This is a genomic window from Nitrosopumilus cobalaminigenes, from assembly GCF_013407145.1.
GTDB classification, from domain to species: domain Archaea; phylum Thermoproteota; class Nitrososphaeria; order Nitrososphaerales; family Nitrosopumilaceae; genus Nitrosopumilus; species Nitrosopumilus cobalaminigenes.
Window position 1 is genome coordinate 1,226,725 of record NZ_CP026993.1, and the last position, 16,922, is coordinate 1,243,646.

A 16,922-nucleotide genomic window follows, 5' to 3' on the forward strand; every position below is an offset into this window, starting at 1 on the left:
ACCTCATTACTTGTACCATTCCAGTATTTCTTTGTCAAACTCATAATTTCTATGTGCTTGTCTTGGTCTTTTCATCTTAGTCAATATACCATATGCAGCATATTCTGCAAAATGATATAGTGGAAATATCCATTCAATCATGACGTATCTAGTGTTGATTTCCTTATCAACTAGTTCTAAATTGACTCTGTTCTTTTTTCAAATAACTAGCTGATTTGATTTAGAATCAACTCAACTTGAATTTCCATCGATAGATTTGTGAAACAGCCACTTGGCACATAGACTATCCAAAAAAGAGGACTCTATGAATAATATTCCTTAAACCCTTTATCAGTAGGATATAATTCTGTTTTAGGACCAAACAATCCTTGTTTCTGAACTACTTTTAGTAATCCATTTTTTTCTAAATCTTCTAAGATTGAATCAAGATCTTGACTATCCAATCCAGTATTCTTTTGAATTTTTTCAAAGGAATGTGATCCTCGATTTAATGCTCCTAAAACAAGTTCATTTTTAGATTGAGGTTTTGAAGTATCCATTCTAGATTCAAATGATTCTGCTTGTTGTTCGGGAATAGAGTCTGAAGAAGCAGATTCAAATTGTTTTTGTTGTTGTGGAATGAAACTTTTCCCTATTCCTTTTTTTGCTAAAAGGCGAGGAATAATTCTTGCTAGTGGAATTGCTAAGAAAATTACGATGTATATCCAAGAAAAATTAGGATCTGCCATTAGTTATCTCATGCATGAATAGCATAAATTTGTTAAGAGTAAACTTAGTACGGACTAACCCTCAGTAGATTGGTATAATAGTAGAAGATAGGTACTAGAAATAGTGTCGAAGTATCAATCTCCTAAAGTTAATGTAAACATGGGCCCAATGAAGGCAGTTCTAATTGCAATTCTTCTTTTAATTATTATCGGTGTTGTGGCATCAGCTTCTGTAAAAATAGTTGATGCAGGTCATAGAGGAGTGCTACTACATTGGAATGCAGTTGATCTTACTAAACCACCACTTGAAGAAGGAATACATTTTGTAATTCCTTTCCAAGATGAAGTAATTAACATCGAGGTTCGTACTCTCAAATATGCAAGTGAAGCTAGAAGTGCATCAAGAGATTTGCAAACAGTAGAAACTACAGTTACAGTCAACTATCATCCAGATAAAGAACAAGTCCACAATTTATACAAAAATCTAGGACTTGATTATGAAAATAGAGTAATTCAGCCAGCTATAGAAGAAACTGTAAAACAAGTCACTGCAAATTATAATGCTGAAGAATTAATTACAAAAAGACCCCTAGTGAAACAAGATATAGAATTTTCAATTAGAGAGAGATTAAATCAATTTAATGTTGTAACAGAAGTAATTTCAATTACAGATTTTGAATTCTCGGCATTATTTGCATCTGCAATTGAATCTAAAGTAGAGGCAGAACAAAATGCACTTAGAGCAGAAAATGACTTGAAAAGGATTGAAGTTGAAGCTAGACAAGCAGAAGCAAACGCCATAGGTTTAGCAAACGCAAACATTGCAGAAGCCAGAGGTGAGGCTGAAGCAATTGCCATAATCAACAAAGCATTAGCAGAGAATCCAAATTATCTTGATTGGTTAAAGACTCAAGCATGGGATGGAAAACTTCCTCTAGTCGTAGGCGAGGGGGGAACACCATTTATACAAATTCCAGTAAAGCCTTAGTCAGATGGCAGCAATTATCATAATACCAATTCTTATAGTTACAATTGTCGGATTATCTTCTTATCTAATTCACAAATTTGTGCTACGAGACATACTTGCAAAAAGATCTGTTAATCAGACACTTCAAAAATACAACATCAAAAAAACACCTTCAGAAATAATCAAAGAATATTATGATTTCAAAGGGGAGAGATTAACTCATAAAGAAATTCAAAGTCTTGAAAAAAATTATAGACAAAATGAACCTGAACAATTCCTTGCAATGTATGATTCAATTAGAGATAATACAAAAAATAAAGAAAGAAACGACTAGATTCTCAATACTGCAAAATCTCATCTATTTCTTAAAGGAGAAAATACATGTCATAGTATAGAATTGAAGTCAAATGACAAAATTTTGGTAATTTCAGCCATGATAGCAGGCATGATAGGATTAGCTGCCATGGTAGGATTTGTAGGGCAGGGAAATGTAAGACATGTTGAAATTTTTTGGGCAGAAACAGTAGAACAAACAATAGTTTTTGAAGACATTGACGGAGAAACTCAAGTCAGAGGAATTAAAGGAGTGAAAGGAGACACAAATCCAACTTTATTATCACGTACATCATTTGCGTATATTCTAACTGTAATTAATAATGGAACAACATTTCATAGACTTTACATTGATGGATTTAACGTTCAAACCGAATTATTAGAACCAGGTCAACAAGATACTATAACCATCTATCCAGATAAAGAAGGTGAATTCACATACTATGACAAGAAACAAAATCTAATCCCATTGGGGAAAATCAAAATTGTTTCGGTAGTGCCAAGTGATGGTTTTCAAGGAATTTGGAAAGATCTGATTTAGAATAAACTGTTTGTTGAAGTAAAACAAGACAATTTCTTAAATAGATTCCAAAGCAAGTCCTGAAAAAGGTATGTAGGGTTATGGATACGGATTCAAAAAAAGAGCTAAAAGATACAGAGCAAGAAATCATGATAGAGTTAAAACTCAAAACTAATGAATTTCTCAAGAAATTAAAAGAACAATCAAAAAATACCAAAGTAGAAATGTGATTTTATGAGTGGCATTTCTATTTTTTACAAATTATCAAGTCTACATCATAGTTCAATTTGGCACGTGGATTGAGTTTCAATTCCCATGTAATATGAGAAGGAGATTTAGTTTTAGATGCAATTTTAAATCCAAATTTTTCAAGATTTGTACGTAAAGATTTTTCATTAAGGGGATTTTTGACAGAGTTAATACCTCGATCAAAATCATATGGGTCAGTTATAATGAAATGTCCAGTATCAATCTGTTTTGAAATATAATTTAATAATTTCAAAGGTTCCACCAATTCTAAAACATTCAAAGCTAAAACAAGATCAAATTTAGATTTACCAAACACGGGCGATAAAAAATCAGCAACAACATAATCAAGATTATTTTTGTATAATTTTTTTGCAATTCTTAATGCTGTAAAGGATCTATCAATTCCAAATACCATATCATGCGATTGAGCTAAAAATGAAGTCATGATTCCAATTGAACAGCCATATTCTAAAACAAGATTTGATTTTTTAACAAAATCAATGCTTTTTTTCATATGAGAGTAAAATTTTGAAGATTTACTGTTTTGATAGATTTTAGACCATCGTTCTTCTAGATCAGTTCTATCATCGTCAATTTTTTTAACATTTGATAAGGATATTTTACAAAATTGCTTTAGTGTGGAATTTTCAATTAATCCATAAATTTGTCCACCCAATTTTTTTCGTAAAGAAAGGTATTTTGAAAAATTATCCCACATGATGGGAATTTTTTCAATTATTGGATATTTTGAATTACATTTTTTGCATTCCAGCATCCCCTCTAAGATTTCTCTTTCAGACTTGAATACAATTAATTCTAATTTTGAGCAACATCTAACACACCTTAAAAATTCAAGACTGGATTCTAACATTTTCAGATATCATAACAGTAATTTTTGAATTAATAATTTATTGGATAAGAAAAACAAGTTAATCTTAAATGGAGTATTCCTAGATTTTATGCAAATTGGGAGAATTTCAAGAGTTTGCAGAGGCACTATTTGGGCAATTATCAGTAGAATTAGATGAAGAAAAAGAAATTATCGAATTAGCTGTAAAAGCTAATGACGACATTGCAAACAAAGTACAATTCAAAGAGTTAGATGAAATTGCAAATTCAGTATTGCCGGATTTTAAAAATAAAGTTGAAGAGTTTCTTGGAGTCAAAGTCCCAGAAGATATTGTATTAAAATTCCCAGAATTAAGTGAGTTAAAAAAAATTAAAGGCAACAAAGTGTTTGCAGATAGTGAATCAAAAGAATTTGTTACTGAATTATTTAATGCAGTTGCAAAAGAAGATCTTACAAAAATTGCACAGTTAATGCAACAAGATACTGCAAAATATTTAGTGTATTCAACATATGCAATTCAATACATTTCTAAAATTACAACAACGTATGGCGATTATCTTGATTCAGTTATTTATTTAAACAAATTCATTTTATCGAGATATCCGCAAATTATTTTGCATAAACAAGGAGAACCCTATGAATCAAGATTTGAAAATGTAAATTCAGGATATCTTGGTGCAGTAAAAATGACTGTTCTAGAAGAATTGATTCATTCTGCACAAAAGAATCTCCAACAAGTAAACAAAAATGCTGCAACAGAAGTAAACAAAATAAATGAAGAATTGGCAAAAATAATCTTATCTCTAGATACTGAAACAGTAAACAAATTATCAGAATATTGTCAATTACAAGCAGTTCCAGATGATTTTCCATTTGCAAAAAAAGCAAATTTATTTTTCTTTTTGAACCCAGATCATTTCCTAATTGAGCAAATCGGTCCTGACGTCATGACATTTACTCATGTAGAGATAGACCCAAAAATAGGAGAATCAATTCCAGAGCTTTTAGAAATTTACAAGAAATGGCTTGTTCCTATTCAACAGCACCATGCAGCATTTACTGCAATGGAAGGAATGGCAGCATTTGCAATTGAAAATATCTTGAAAGATGATCAAGATTTCCAAAATTATCTTTCTACGTTTATGGGAACTGATTTTTCAGCATATCAAGTCAGGAAGAGTATGGGCAAAGACTTTACAAAAATAGTATATGAAAAACTTGGCAAAGACACCTTCAAAAAAATGATAGAAATTCCTCCAAATACTAGAGAACTTAAAGATCCTCAATTATATCTCAAAAAACTGAGTTTGTAATAATTGGAAGAAAAATTTGATCCGCTAGTTGCAGAATGGCTTTCATTTGTAAATAATCCAAATTTTAACTTGGTAGAGAAATGTCTAAAATTTGCACAGATTTTAGAATATCCAGATCTTGATGTAGATGAATATGTTAAAAAAATTAATCGAATAGGGAAATCTCTTAAAGAATCAATCAGCGATGTCAAAAATCCAACATATTTGATTTCAATGTTAAATGAACATCTTTTTGAAAATTTAGGTTTTAGTGGGGATGATGATGATTACTATAATCCAAAAAATAATTTCCTAAATGAAGTGATTGACAAAAAAACAGGACTCCCCATCACCATTTCAATTCTTTATGCAGAGATTGCAAAATTTGTAGGATTAGATCTAAAGATTGTTGGGTTCCCTAGCCATATCTTGGTAAAATATAATGAAGAAATGATTTTAGATCCATTTTATGATGGACGTTTACTTGATGTTGATGACTTGCAAGATATTCTGGATGCAAATTATGGAGGCCAATTGGAATTTCAACCAGAATTTCTAGACGAAGTAAAATCAGAGCAAATTCTAATTCGTCTGACGCGGAATTTAAAAAATTCATATGTACAATCATTTGTTTATGACAAAGCACTACGCTGTGTAAACATGGTTCTAGCAATTGAACCAGAATCTCCTGAAGACATAAGAGATAAAGGAATCATAGAAGAGAGATTACAAAATTCTGAAACTGCTTTAAAATATTTGAATAAATATTTAGAAATTAATCCAAATGCAGAAGATGTGGATTTTATTTTAGAATTGATTAGAAGTATAAAGACAAAAAATTAATCAATGATAGAATCTACATCTGTTCCTTTCTTGATCATAGATATTTCATGACGAGCAATTTTGTTTCTTAATGCTTGTTTTAGAATATCGACTTCACTTCTGAGCAATGCAATTTCATCTTCAAGTTTTGCAACTCTCTCATAGATGGTTTCAGCTTCTGAACTCATAATTATCTATCAGCAAAAATTTGTCTTAAAAAGTTATGGGTAAAAATCTTGATGGGCAGGTTAGCTTTTTGAACTATAATTCAAATTCTTGTCTGCATTTCTCACATTTTGCTCGCTCTTCACCAGGTGAGCCAAGAATGAAAATTTTACCAATTGTCTTACAAACAGGACACATTCCAGTAGTGGCATTTTTTGGACCAGTACGAATAATTTTTTGTGTTTTTCTTCGTCCCATGAAAAAACTTCTTGAATCGGTCTATTAAGTTTTAATGGCGCGGGGAGGGGGATTTGAACCCCCGTGTCCTTGCGGACATAGGATTAGCAATCCTACGCCCTACCAGGCTAGGCGACCCCCGCATAAAGAGCCCTAGAAGTTATCTGTAAATAAATTCACTCGTCGGCAAATTGACTGTAATTATTCACAATTTCATCAATTGGTAGTCTTTTTCCACCAACAATTTTGAGATCAACCTGAACTTTTTTGTTAGAAATTGTAAGAATATTGTAAGTATTTTCAAAAAATCCTCTCACCCGTTCAGAGGTAGCTGTTCCAGCATTCACAACAGTGAGAGATCTAAAATTCCAAGCCCATGGTCTATGCTTATGTCCACATAGTACTACATCAACTTTAGAATCCAAAACTGTTCGAAGTACATCACCTGCATCAACAACGGTTAGTTGATCAGAACCAGTGTCAGGAATGGCAATCAAATGATGATGCATTGCAACAATCTTTACCTTGTCTTTGTATTTTTTCATAGTTCTCTCCAACCACAAGTTTTGCCGATATCCAACTTCTCCTTCATTTCTATCAGGTCTAGCAGTTCCAACTGTAACTAGTACAACATCATCACCTAACTCATTTACAGTTTCAAATGGAAAAAATTTTTTGAATAACAGATAACCTGTGTTTCTATAATCATGATTTCCACTAATAGTGATAATTTTTTTTGTGTTGAATTTTGCTAAAAGGGATTTACATTTTTCATATTCTTTCATCAACCCTTCATTTGTCAAGTCACCAGTAACTATAATGACATCTGGATTTAGTTCATTTATTTCATCAACTAAAATATCAAATTTTTCTTGTAAAAATTGAGAACCAACATGTAGATCAGAGATTTGAACAATCTGCATTAAATATTATTTATTAAATTAGGTATTTAATCATCGCCATATGAAATATCTAGAAAATATTTCTCAATGACAAGGTAGAATTAAATAATAAACACCTCAAAAATCTGCAGTTTTGAGTAAAAAAGCCGCTGTAATGAAAGGGGATGGTATTGGACCTGAAGTTGTAGATTCAATGCTTAGAGTTCTAAAGGAATGTAACTTTCAATCAGAGCTAATTCTATGCGAAGCAGGCTCAGAACAATGGGATAAAAATGGCAGAAAAGATGCATCATACATTCCTGATTCAACCATGAAAACATTGGAAGAAGCAGACTGTTGTTTTAAAGGTCCAACTACGACAATTCCAGTTCCAGGTGCACCTAGAAGCGTTGCAGTTACACTACGTCAAAAATTTGATCTTTATGCAAATATTAGACCAACTAAAACTTATGATAGATTAACTCCTAATAGAAAACTGGATTGTGTTTGTTTCAGAGAAGCTACTGAAGGATTGTACACAGGAGTTGAAGCAAAAATTACAGATGATGCAGCAATTGCAATTAGAAAGATTACAAGACAAGGAAGTAGAAGATTAGTTAATTCTGCAGTGGATTGGGCAAATAGATTCAATATGAAAAAAATGGTTGCAATTACAAAAAGAAATATTCTAAAACAAACAGATGGGATTTTTTGGGATGAAACACAAAAAGCAGTAGAAGGAACAGGAATTGAATTATCTGAAATTTACATAGACAACATGGCACAACAAATGGTGATAGCAACTGAACAATTTGATGGTGCAGTATTAGTCAGTACCAATTTATTTATGGATATTATTTCAGAATTGGCATCAGCCCTTGTAGGATCAATTGGATTAATTTATTCTGCAAATATCGGAGATAATTATGCAATGTTTGAAGCAGCACATGGAAGTGCCCCACAATTTGCAGGACAAAATAAAGTAAATCCAACTGCTACTGTTTTATCAGGTGCATGGATGGCAGATTATATGGGTGAAAGAGAAGTAAGAGATGCTATTTTTGCTGCAACTGAACAAGTAATCAATGAAGGAAAAGCAGTAACATGGGATATCGGTGGTGATGCATCCACTACTCAAATGACTGATGCAATTATCACATATGCCAAAGAAAAACTAAGAAAGTAATCACCAAGTAGTTTCTACAAGAATTAATTCTTCAAAAAATAATTTCTTTTTTGCCATAATTCGTGTTTTCAAGCCTAATTTTTGAGCATAATCTATTAGTTTTTGGTAATTAGATAACGATGATGTCACAAATACAAATTTTCCATTTTCAGCCATATTGCAAACTACAGAGTCAAATATTTTTTTAGGAATTTCAAATCCTTCTGCACCACCGTCTGTTGCAACATCTATGATTTTGTCAGTAGCAAGATATGGTAAATTACATACAATAAAATTAAATTTTATTTTTAACGCTTCTGATCCACTGCAACAAACCAAATTTTCTGTTTTGTATGTTTGGTTTTTTAATACATCAAAATTAATATCGGTTCCAACTACAAAAGAAAAATTTTCAGCAAGTAATTTTGTCAAATATCCAGAACCACTCCCAACATCTAACGCATAATTTCCTTTTTCATTTTCAATATTCTCTACAATGAAAAAGGTATCCTCAGAAGGAGGATATTCATCATTTTTCAAGGATTTTGTTTGCAAGATTAATTATTTCATCTCCAGAAAGATCGTCTACTCGTTTATCTATTACACTTTCGATATTGAATTGTTTTAAAATATTTTTCACAGTTTTCCTTCTATATGAAAATATTTTATTTATTGTTTGAATAAGATCTTTTGACATTTTATTTTTTTTCACTATTTTAAGAATTACAGAATCAATTTTTGGAGGAGGTGAAAAATTATTTTTTCCTACTTTGGATAAAAGTGTGATTTTAAACGCATGATTTGCAATTATACTAATAGCTTTTCTGTTCTTTGAAGACTTTGCCAAGAGTTTTTCTGCAAATTCTTTTTGAACCATTATTACACCATGTGAAAAAGATGTTTTTGCCAACCATTCTATTGCATCTTTACTTCTAGAATATGGAAGATTTGAGACAAAAATAGTGAAAACGTCTTTTTTTTTAAAACCATCACCAGATTTTAGTACAAGATTCTCAAGGGTAGAAAATTTAGATTTCGCATTTTTAACTAATGTTTCATCTACATCAACAGAAATTACTTTTTTAGCATTTTCACATAAAAGCGGAGTTAAAATTCCCTGTCCAGTCCCAACCTCAAAGACAATATCATTTTTTGTAATTTGTGCTTCAACAACTATTGATTTGGCTATAGAATTAGAGTTTAGAAAGTGTTGTCCGAATCGTTTTCGCTTTATCATCTCTTTACAAAGAGATTCATTCTACTTTCACCAGTTATTTCATCCATAATACGCTCTGAAATATGCTTAATTGGTTCCTTGAACCCTACACGTTCTTGTAAATCCTGATAACTTGCAAACTTTTCTTTTTCTCTTTCTTCAAGCATTGTTTTCATGTATGTTTTTCCAATACCAGGAATTAATTCAAGAGCATGAATTCGAGGGGTTAATGGTTGTGCATTGTTCAAATATGTAACAAATTTTTCTTCATTATTTGTGACAATGTTTTCTACAACACTCTCTAGTTCACTTTGAGCAACGGAAGATATTTTATCATAATCCATTTTTCCTAATACCGACAAAACTTTTGTGCGTCCTTCTTTTCCTATGTAGATTTTCTCACCAATCTCAAATGTAGAATTTGGAATTCCAAGAATCTCTAAGATAGTTAACCTATCTTCTCCAATAGCAGTAATGATAATTCCATCACGTCCTCTTACTGTAGAAGATTTTCCTCTAGGATTGAAATCTAAAACATATGCATGCTCTTCATATCTTCTAGGTGGGGATTGTGCCCGAGACAAAATTGAATAGTCCTAAAAACTTACGAATGCTCCTTAATTATTTTGAGCATTTTTTCTAGGGTTTCAGCAAGAATTAGTTTTTTCCAACCAAATGTGAAGGAACGTAATTCAGCTAAACTTGTAGGTCTAATGTTAACTATTTCAACAGCTTCATCTTCAGTTAATTCACATTCTTTGATGAGTTGTTTTTTCATTTCTTTTGCATCTTTGGATTCAGTTGTTACAAATTTTGAAACATAATCATATGTCCAACGTTGAATTTGATCCATTTCTTCAACATCGACTTTACCTAAAATTTCTTTAACTTCTGAAAGAGAAATTGCTTGTTTCTTTTTTACTTCTTCCATGTTATACACCGAATGGTTTTATGTGATCCAATCTAGTGATTAAGGTTTTTGATTTTTCACCTAGTTTTACATCTAAAGTAATAGCACGTCTACCGACTTTTGTAATCGTACCTACTTTACCATGATATCGTCTATGTGGTAATCCTTTATGCTGTCTTGAATCAATAATGACAAGTGCCTGTTGACCTTCTTGGTATTCACGTAACAAAAATGAGACTCCTCTAGGGGCCTTTTTCTTCATTACTGATCTTGATTTATGTTTAAATCCATGGGAACGACCAGAAGATTTCTTAGTTGCCATGAGTGTAAAACCTCCGAAAGCCCTATTTTAAGACTTAGAACAAGATACAGTGAAAATTAGCCTATAAGATCGGTTCTAAGCTGACCACAAGCAGCTGAAATTTCCGCACCTTTTTCAATTCTGATTGTGCAATTTACTCCTGCCTTTGATAATATTCGCTCAAATTCAAGCACATTTTCTTCTGATGGACGTTGAAAATCTCCAGCAGTTGGATTGATTGGGATTAGATTGACATGGGAACCGTTACCTTTCAAAAGATCTGCTAATTCTTTTGCAATTTCAGGAGAATCATTAATTCCAGCCATTAATGCATACTCAAAGGTTACACGACGTCCAGTTTTTTTGAAATAATTCCTACCCATTTCAATTATTTCTTCTACTGAATTAGGAGTTGCTGTTGGAACCAAATCTTTTCTTAATTTGTTGTTTGGAGCATGAAGTGAAATTGCAAGACCAATTTGCAGATTTTCTTCTGCTAGTTTTTCTATTCCAGATTTAATTCCAATGGTGGAAATTGTAATGTGTCTTTGGCCTAAACCAAATCCTCTATCATGTGTTAAAATTCTCACAGCTCTAATCATTTCATCATAGTTTGCCATAGGTTCTCCCATACCCATAAAAACCAAATTTGTTACATGTTCTCCTCGCTGTTGTAAGATTTCTGCAAAATGAATTACTTGTGATACAATATGTTCCGCCTTTAGATTGGTTTCAAAACCCATTTGACCAGTTGCACAAAATACACATCCCATTGCACATCCAATTTGAGTTGAAACACAGATAGTTGACCGTGGGTGACCACCTATCTTTGTTGGATCATATTGCATCAAAACAGTTTCAACAGAATTATCATTTGTTAAATTGAGTAATAATTTTGTTGTATCTCCATCTTCACTTACGACACGATGAGTTTCTTTTGCAGAGCCAATTGTATATCCTGCAGCAGTTAGTTCTTCTCGTAGTTTTTTTGGAAGCTGTGGAATGTCATTAAGATCTTTTGGAAATTTGTAATATAGTGGAAGTAAAATTTGATCTGCTCTATATCTAGGATAACCCATATCAATTACAAGTTGTTCCATTTCCTCTGGAAGTAATCGATAAAGATCTGTCATGATGTATTTACAGAATCAAAACAGTATATTTTATGATTTCACATTAATGAAATCATAAAGGATGAAAAAGTAGGAAAAAGAGTAGGTTACTCTTCTACTGGATCGAAATCATCAGATTCGATTTCTACCTTGGCCTTTACCTCAGGTGTCTCTACTGTAGCCTCTACCTCAGGTGTCTCTACTGTAGCCTCTACCTCAGGTGTCTCTACTGTAGCCTCTACCTCAGGTGTCTCTACTGTAGCCTCTACCTCAGGTGTCTCTACTGTAGCCTCTACCTCAGGTGTCTCTACTGTAGCCTCTACCTCAGCCTCCTTGGCTTTTTTGGTAGTTGTTTTTTTAGTAGTTGCTTTTTTAGTAGTCTTTTTTGTCTTTTTCTCAACTTCCTCAGGGTCTATGATACCTGCTTCACCTAGAGCAAAGATTACTTCCTCTTCAGGATGATGAGGACTATCTACCATTCTAGCAATTCGTTTCTTACCAGATTTCTTAAAGTAAATTCTGTATGTACTTGTATGTGCAACTACATTTCCACCAATTGGACGAGTTGGATCTCCAAAAAAGACATCAGGTGATGCCATGACTTGGTTTGTTGCAATTGCAGCACAGTTGTATGTTTCTGCAATTCTTGACAACAAATGAACAAAATGATTTAGTTTTTGTTGTCTTACAGATAATGTTCCTCTTCCAAGGTATTCAGCACGGAATAATCCAACTGCAGAATCTGCAACAATTAGTTTAACATTGTTTTCTTCAATTACAGGTCCAGCTTCTTCAAGAATTAGTACTTGATGTGCACTGTTATATGCACGAGCCACTATGATATTATCTAAAACTTTTTCAGGATCCATATCATGTGCTTGAGCAATGGAAACAATTCTTTCAGGTCTAAAAGTATTTTCTGTATCAATGTACAAAACAGAGCCTTCAAGACCACCTTCTTCTTTACTTTTTTGAACCATCACAGACATGGTATGTGCAAACTGTGTTTTACCACAACCAAACTCTCCATAAACTTCTGTCAAAGCTTGAGTTTCTATACCACCATCAAATAGGGTGTCAAGACAATTTGTACCAGTTGTAATTTTACCAATACTTTGTCTATACTTGTAAATTTCACTTGCACTGACAAAGTCTTTAGCAATTAATCCGCCTTCAACTAAATGTTGTCTGGCTTTATTGACAATTTTCTCAGCAGTATCCTTTTCCATTCCAGTAATATCTGCAATTTCAACAGGACCTCTAACGATGAGATCCATGACGTTGTGGACACCTGCATCGGATAATTTTCTTGTAGTTACAGGACCTACGCCCTCTAAACTATCTAATCTTAAATCTTCTACCATACCGTATAGTACGGTACCAGTACTTTATAAGAGTATTGTTTTAGAAAATGATCGTAAGATAATTAAATTTAGTAAAAGTTGACTAGCGTCTCTTTCTTCTTTGTCCAGGCTTATTTTGACCAGGGAATCTACCTAGAACAAATCGTTTCTTGAAGTTACTTTTGTTACCAACACTAGAACTAGTGCCTACAATTTTTCTACCTTCAACTTTTGGTGTTTGACCTCTTACTTTGCCTGCTTTAGTAAGTGAACCGTGTGTTGCCATGTTTTAAAATATGAATTAGTGAATTTATGTATTTGGATGACTACCAGTACTTTGCCTTTACAGTCTCAATGACTTTTTCATGTTCCTTACTCTTTCTACGAGCATATTTCTCCATAGCACCAAGAGGAACACCACCAAGAGATCTTGCAATTGCATTAAAGAAGTATCTCTGAGGACCCTTAGAGCCAGTTTTAGTCATGAATTTTTGAATACCATATTTGAAATTATGTTGCCATGTCTTGTAAAGAACTCCAAGTTGTGCAGGAGTCATCTCATTTCCAATGTGGAAGAAATCAGATTTTTCTAGCAATCCAATTGGAACAAATGTTAACGCAGTAGCAGTAAACATGGAATCAGGTTGCTCACGTTCTAGTTCACTAAGTAATTGAATGGTTTCCCAAGAATCTTCAGGAGTTTCATCATTATCAAGGCCCATAATTAGTGTAAATGCAGGAATCCAATAATCTTGGTTCAAAGTTTTAACACCTTCTTTTACAACCCAGTGCCATTCAGATGGATCATATGGTGCAAGTTTTCTATCAGCATATTTACCGATTAATCTAAGACTTCCTGTTTCAAATCCTGCCTGAATACCAATCATATTGTCAGGACCTGCTTTCATAATTTTTGAAAGATTTGGAATTAATTTTTCATCTGCTATTGCACCTGCTAATGTACCATGCGTTGGATTTGTGTGTTCAACGCCAGTAGACATGATTGCAGTAAATAATTCTTCCAAGGCTTCTCTATTTGGTTCCATTCCTTTTGCAGTTCTTGGATCCATACCATAAACGAAAATATCATCACTGTGAATCCATGCAGACTTGGAGCCACCTTTCTTTATGTTAACTTCAATTTCTTTTTTGACTTTTTCTGGAGAATAGTATCTTAATGATCTTAATGTAACATCACAAAATTTACAACCTCTACCACATCCACGCATTACCTCAACCATACCATGCATACTTGGTTCAACAATATCAGGAATCTCTTCCAACTCTGGTCTATCCCAGAAATTAACAAATCTTCCATGTAGTTTCTTACCATTTCTTTCAAATTCTTTAATGTTAACTTTGAAATCACTTCTCTTTCTGAAAGGATCCATGTTTTCGAAATCACCATTAATCAAATAGTTAAAGAATCGACCTGCATGCCCATCAATTTCAGGAGCAATACCACCAAGCTCTCCTTCTAAAATTGCATAAATTCCAAATTCTTCAATTTTTTCAGGATCATAATTGTATTGCCAAGTACCAGATGCACCAGAAATTACTTTTGCCTTGCTACCAGTTCTTGCTTTTGCAGCTTTAATTCTACGATGTAATTCAGCATTGTAAAATTCATCATAAGATGTTTGTTTTCTACCATAAGTAAATGTCATAGTAACTGGACCCATACCAAGTGGATCCATTTCATAAGTTCCAATAACCTCAGTTTCAGGACCAATGAATTTTTCAATAAAATTTGGATGAGCAACTACAACATCTTTTCTACTAAAACCATCACGAAGTAAACCAGCTTCTAATTTTCTTAATCCATAAGGAGCATATTTTGCAACACCATCAATATCAGGGGACCAATTACAAATGAAATCAAATAGAACTTTTGGTGTTACTTGATTTTTCAGAATTTTATACCAAAAACTGCTTTTATCTCTATTAGGGTCAAGTGCTGGAGCACATCCGAAAAATGTTGCAAGTGATAATCCCCTATATGGTGACATTAAAGTTCTATCAGCAGTTAATACGATTTTTGGAGTACCCATACCCTTCAAGGAAATAATTTTCTGATTTATTTTAAACCTTGCTAGTCAAATCTAATATTTTTCTAAAATTCCAGCCTTGTTTCTATGTAAATGACCAAATTCTTTATTCGTAGACAAATGGTCTCCATCAAAAACAGTTCCATCTCTACAAGCAAGATCCTCACCAACACAACAACTACCACAAATTCCAACACCACATTTCATCATTCTCTCAAGACTGGCTTGAACGAAAATATTTCTAGAATGTGCAGACTGGACAGTTTTGTACATCATAATTTCAGGACCACAAACATAAACTGCATCAAACTTAGTTTCATTAACTAATTTCTCAACCATGTCAGTGACAAATCCTTTTTCACCATAACTTCCATCATCAGTTGAAACAATAACTTTGTGAGGATTATTTTTCAATAATTCATTTGATAAATCTTCAAAGAATACTTCATCTTTAGATTTTGCACCCATTAATACAGTAACATCATCAGTAGGTTTTACAAAAGTAAGCAACCTCATCATCGGAACAAGACCTGTACCGCCACCAACAAGCAAAAGTTTTCCTTCTTTAACATCAAATGAATTTCCATAAGGACCTCTAATTCCTATTTGTCCTCCAACTGGTACATTGAATAATCCAGTAGAGGAAGGACCATGTTTTCTAACGGTAAATGCAGCTTTGCCAGATTCTTTTGAAATCATTACACTCATTGGTAATTCATTTACACCAGGTATCCAAACCATAGCAAACTGTCCAGGTAAAACAGTAGGCATAACATCATCAGAGAAAACTAAAGTTCTGACAGTTGGTGTTTCATCAATTACTTTTTCAATTGTGACAATTGTAGGATGATTAAGATTTCTTTGCAAGACCTACCATCTCCTTTATTGTAGAATAATTATTTCTCTTCATGTAATCTAAAATTCCTTTGTTAATATCATCAAACACACCAACCCAATTATCTCCAATAGCACTTCCAAGTTGTACCCCAGAAGCCCCTGCCAAGAAAAATTCAACGGCATCTTCCCAAGAAGAAATTCCCCCACATCCAATTATCGGTATGTCATATTTTGAAGAAATCTCATAAACACATCTTAACGCAATTGGTTTTATCGGAGTTCCAGATAGTCCTCCAAATTTGTTACTTAAGATGGGTCGTTTAGTTTCGACATCAATTGCCATTGCACGTACAGTGTTAATTGCTGTAATAGCATCAATACCAGAATCTACTGCAGTGCCAACAGTATTGAGATAATTACTTGTACCTAAACCCACTTTGGCAATAACTGGTACATCTGTTGCTTTTTTTACAGTAGAGACAATTTCTTTTACTAATCCAGGATCATCTCCAACCTCCAAGCCGACTCGGGCCACATGAGGACATGACATATTTAGCTCATATGCTTTAACTTTGCAATTTTTGAATTCTTTTATCATCATTTCAAAATCTTCAGGAATAGAACCTACCAAACTTACAATTATTGGGACATCCTGATTTGGTTCAATCATTTTAGCAAAATATGATGCACCTGGATTTGAGAGACCAACTGCGTTAATCCATCCACCGCCTTTTACACTAAAGATTGTAGGATTTGGATATCCTTCCCATGCAGCAGTACTGAGGGACTTAGTTACAACTGCACCTGCACCTGATGCATAAAGGCGATTAAACACATCTAATGATATGCCTAAAATTCCGGATGCCAGCATTACAGGTTTATCTAAATGAATTTGACCTATGGAAGTTGCAATACTAGGTTCCACTTTGATTAATGAGTTTAGTTTCGAATATAACAGTTGATTCTT

General features: G+C 33.2%; 24 protein-coding genes and 1 tRNA gene. 7 read left to right on the forward strand and 18 right to left on the reverse strand.

The genetic code is table 11. The features are described from left to right. Positions 1-6: 6 nt before the first annotated feature. Both C5F47_RS09820 and C5F47_RS07535 read right to left on the reverse strand, forming a co-directional pair. Positions 7-141: a hypothetical protein gene (locus C5F47_RS09820; protein ID WP_281361074.1), complete on the reverse strand. Its 135-nt coding sequence runs from the start codon at positions 139-141 to the stop codon at positions 7-9. Positions 142-302: 161 nt separating this feature from the next. Beyond that, the gene (locus C5F47_RS07535) at positions 303-728 is read right to left on the reverse strand and encodes a hypothetical protein (protein WP_179360477.1); all 426 of its coding nucleotides are present in this window, start codon (positions 726-728) and stop codon (positions 303-305) included. 103 nt (positions 729-831) lie between these two features. Between C5F47_RS07535 and C5F47_RS07540 the strand changes: the two genes are divergently transcribed. The 4 genes from C5F47_RS07540 to C5F47_RS09825 all read left to right on the forward strand — a co-directional run bounded on the left by C5F47_RS07540 (position 832) and on the right by C5F47_RS09825 (position 2,757). Continuing rightward, the gene (locus C5F47_RS07540) at positions 832-1,695 is read left to right on the forward strand and encodes a prohibitin family protein (protein ID WP_179360478.1); all 864 of its coding nucleotides are present in this window, start codon (positions 832-834) and stop codon (positions 1,693-1,695) included. Positions 1,696-1,699: 4 nt separating this feature from the next. After that, on the forward strand, positions 1,700-2,008 hold the full coding sequence (locus C5F47_RS07545; RefSeq protein ID WP_179360479.1) for a hypothetical protein: 309 nt from the start codon (positions 1,700-1,702) through the stop codon (positions 2,006-2,008). Between the two features lie 63 nt (positions 2,009-2,071). Next, on the forward strand, positions 2,072-2,548 hold the full coding sequence (locus C5F47_RS07550) for a cupredoxin domain-containing protein (protein WP_179360480.1): 477 nt from the start codon (positions 2,072-2,074) through the stop codon (positions 2,546-2,548). An 80-nt stretch (positions 2,549-2,628) separates the two neighbouring features. Next, positions 2,629-2,757: a hypothetical protein gene (locus C5F47_RS09825; RefSeq protein ID WP_281361075.1), complete on the forward strand. Its 129-nt coding sequence runs from the start codon at positions 2,629-2,631 to the stop codon at positions 2,755-2,757. Positions 2,758-2,774: 17 nt separating this feature from the next. Here the strand turns inward: C5F47_RS09825 and C5F47_RS07555 are convergent, their stop codons facing one another. Further along, the gene (locus tag C5F47_RS07555; RefSeq protein ID WP_179360481.1) at positions 2,775-3,647 is read right to left on the reverse strand and encodes a methyltransferase domain-containing protein; all 873 of its coding nucleotides are present in this window, start codon (positions 3,645-3,647) and stop codon (positions 2,775-2,777) included. A 95-nt stretch (positions 3,648-3,742) separates the two neighbouring features. On the opposite strand from C5F47_RS07555, the gene C5F47_RS07560 reads away from it, so the two are divergent. Both C5F47_RS07560 and C5F47_RS07565 read left to right on the forward strand, forming a co-directional pair. Further along, a complete protein-coding gene (locus tag C5F47_RS07560; RefSeq protein ID WP_179360482.1) occupies positions 3,743-4,939 on the forward strand; it encodes a hypothetical protein in 1,197 nt (398 codons plus the stop codon). Between the two features lie 3 nt (positions 4,940-4,942). Beyond that, positions 4,943-5,761, forward strand: a complete 819-nt coding sequence (locus C5F47_RS07565; RefSeq protein WP_179360483.1) for a SirB1 family protein — start codon at positions 4,943-4,945, stop codon at positions 5,759-5,761. On the opposite strand, the gene C5F47_RS07570 is transcribed toward C5F47_RS07565, so the two are convergent. The 4 genes from C5F47_RS07570 to C5F47_RS07585 form a co-directional block, all read right to left on the reverse strand. After that, entirely contained in the window at positions 5,758-5,928 is a 171-nt protein-coding gene (locus tag C5F47_RS07570; protein WP_179360484.1) for a hypothetical protein, read from the reverse strand. The two genes, C5F47_RS07565 and C5F47_RS07570, sit on opposite strands and share 4 nt — an antisense overlap. A 73-nt stretch (positions 5,929-6,001) precedes the next feature. After that, positions 6,002-6,163 carry a hypothetical protein gene (locus C5F47_RS07575; protein ID WP_014963771.1) on the reverse strand — a complete coding sequence of 54 codons (162 nt, stop codon included), beginning with the start codon at positions 6,161-6,163 and terminating at the stop codon, positions 6,002-6,004. A gap of 35 nt (positions 6,164-6,198) precedes the next feature. Next, positions 6,199-6,285: transfer RNA gene (locus tag C5F47_RS07580), tRNA-Ser, on the reverse strand. A 33-nt stretch (positions 6,286-6,318) separates the two neighbouring features. Continuing rightward, a complete protein-coding gene (locus C5F47_RS07585) occupies positions 6,319-7,065 on the reverse strand; it encodes a metallophosphoesterase family protein (protein ID WP_179360485.1) in 747 nt (248 codons plus the stop codon). Positions 7,066-7,177: 112 nt separating this feature from the next. Between C5F47_RS07585 and C5F47_RS07590 the strand changes: the two genes are divergently transcribed. Next, positions 7,178-8,209, forward strand: coding sequence for an isocitrate/isopropylmalate dehydrogenase family protein (locus C5F47_RS07590; protein WP_179360486.1), 1,032 nt, complete (start codon positions 7,178-7,180; stop codon positions 8,207-8,209). Here the strand turns inward: C5F47_RS07590 and C5F47_RS07595 are convergent, their stop codons facing one another. The 11 genes from C5F47_RS07595 to C5F47_RS07645 all read right to left on the reverse strand — a co-directional run bounded on the left by C5F47_RS07595 (position 8,210) and on the right by C5F47_RS07645 (position 16,880). Beyond that, a complete protein-coding gene (locus C5F47_RS07595; RefSeq protein WP_179360487.1) occupies positions 8,210-8,743 on the reverse strand; it encodes a HemK2/MTQ2 family protein methyltransferase in 534 nt (177 codons plus the stop codon). Further along, positions 8,718-9,425, reverse strand: coding sequence for a ribosomal RNA small subunit methyltransferase A (locus C5F47_RS07600; RefSeq protein ID WP_179360488.1), 708 nt, complete (start codon positions 9,423-9,425; stop codon positions 8,718-8,720). The genes C5F47_RS07595 and C5F47_RS07600 overlap by 26 nt, the downstream gene beginning before the upstream one ends. After that, positions 9,422-9,988, reverse strand: a complete 567-nt coding sequence (locus tag C5F47_RS07605; RefSeq protein ID WP_179360489.1) for a DUF655 domain-containing protein — start codon at positions 9,986-9,988, stop codon at positions 9,422-9,424. The genes C5F47_RS07600 and C5F47_RS07605 overlap by 4 nt, the downstream gene beginning before the upstream one ends. A gap of 20 nt (positions 9,989-10,008) precedes the next feature. Further along, on the reverse strand, positions 10,009-10,335 hold the full coding sequence (locus C5F47_RS07610; RefSeq protein WP_179360490.1) for an RNA polymerase Rpb4: 327 nt from the start codon (positions 10,333-10,335) through the stop codon (positions 10,009-10,011). Position 10,336: 1 nt separating this feature from the next. Beyond that, positions 10,337-10,636, reverse strand: a complete 300-nt coding sequence (locus C5F47_RS07615) for a 50S ribosomal protein L21 (RefSeq protein ID WP_179360491.1) — start codon at positions 10,634-10,636, stop codon at positions 10,337-10,339. 56 nt (positions 10,637-10,692) lie between these two features. Continuing rightward, the gene (gene rlmN, locus C5F47_RS07620) at positions 10,693-11,748 is read right to left on the reverse strand and encodes a dual-specificity RNA methyltransferase RlmN (RefSeq protein ID WP_179360492.1); all 1,056 of its coding nucleotides are present in this window, start codon (positions 11,746-11,748) and stop codon (positions 10,693-10,695) included. An 86-nt stretch (positions 11,749-11,834) separates the two neighbouring features. Further along, positions 11,835-13,091, reverse strand: coding sequence for a DNA repair and recombination protein RadA (gene radA, locus C5F47_RS07625; protein ID WP_179360493.1), 1,257 nt, complete (start codon positions 13,089-13,091; stop codon positions 11,835-11,837). Between the two features lie 82 nt (positions 13,092-13,173). Beyond that, positions 13,174-13,356: a 30S ribosomal protein S30e gene (locus C5F47_RS07630; RefSeq protein WP_179360494.1), complete on the reverse strand. Its 183-nt coding sequence runs from the start codon at positions 13,354-13,356 to the stop codon at positions 13,174-13,176. 40 nt (positions 13,357-13,396) lie between these two features. Beyond that, positions 13,397-15,121, reverse strand: a complete 1,725-nt coding sequence (locus tag C5F47_RS07635; protein ID WP_179360495.1) for a B12-binding domain-containing radical SAM protein — start codon at positions 15,119-15,121, stop codon at positions 13,397-13,399. Positions 15,122-15,172: 51 nt separating this feature from the next. After that, on the reverse strand, positions 15,173-15,985 hold the full coding sequence (locus tag C5F47_RS07640) for a dihydroorotate dehydrogenase electron transfer subunit (RefSeq protein ID WP_179360496.1): 813 nt from the start codon (positions 15,983-15,985) through the stop codon (positions 15,173-15,175). Continuing rightward, complete coding sequence (locus tag C5F47_RS07645) at positions 15,969-16,880, reverse strand: dihydroorotate dehydrogenase (protein ID WP_179360497.1); 912 nt, start codon at positions 16,878-16,880, stop codon at positions 15,969-15,971. Before C5F47_RS07645 ends, C5F47_RS07640 begins: the two co-directional genes overlap by 17 nt. Between the last annotated feature and the right edge of the window lie 42 nt (positions 16,881-16,922).